Annotated in this window: 1 protein-coding gene; it reads left to right on the forward strand. The window is 44.2% G+C overall.

The annotated features are described in order from the left end of the window. On the forward strand, positions 1–434 hold a 434-nt coding region (locus tag GHC26_RS15990; protein WP_318937145.1), incomplete at both ends, for a transketolase-like TK C-terminal-containing protein.

A 434-nucleotide genomic window follows, 5' to 3' on the forward strand; every position in this document is an offset into this window, starting at 1 on the left:
TATCAGCCATCATGAATACACCAGTAACATACGTATTTACCCATGATTCAATTGCCGTTGGGGAAGATGGCCCAACCCACGAACCAATTGAACAGCTAGCTGCATTGCGAGCAATTCCAAATCTTTCCTTAATCCGTCCAGCTGATGGAAATGAAACACAAGCAGCATGGCGCCTAGCAGTGGAATCCACCGATCAACCAACAGCACTTGTGTTAACAAGACAAGGATTACCAACATTAGAGGGAACAGCGGAAAAAGCTTATGAAGGGGTCCAAAAAGGTGCATATGTTATTAGTCAGGCTGAAAAAGACACAGCAGATGCGATTCTGTTAGCAACAGGATCAGAGGTTCAATTAGCTGTAGAAGCACAAAAAGCTCTACAAGGAAAAGGAATCGATGTTTCGGTTGTCAGCATGCCTTCATGGGATCGATTC

Origin of the sequence: Oceanobacillus halotolerans (genome assembly GCF_010993955.1) — a bacterium.
GTDB lineage: Bacteria > Bacillota > Bacilli > Bacillales > Amphibacillaceae > Oceanibacillus_A > Oceanibacillus_A halotolerans.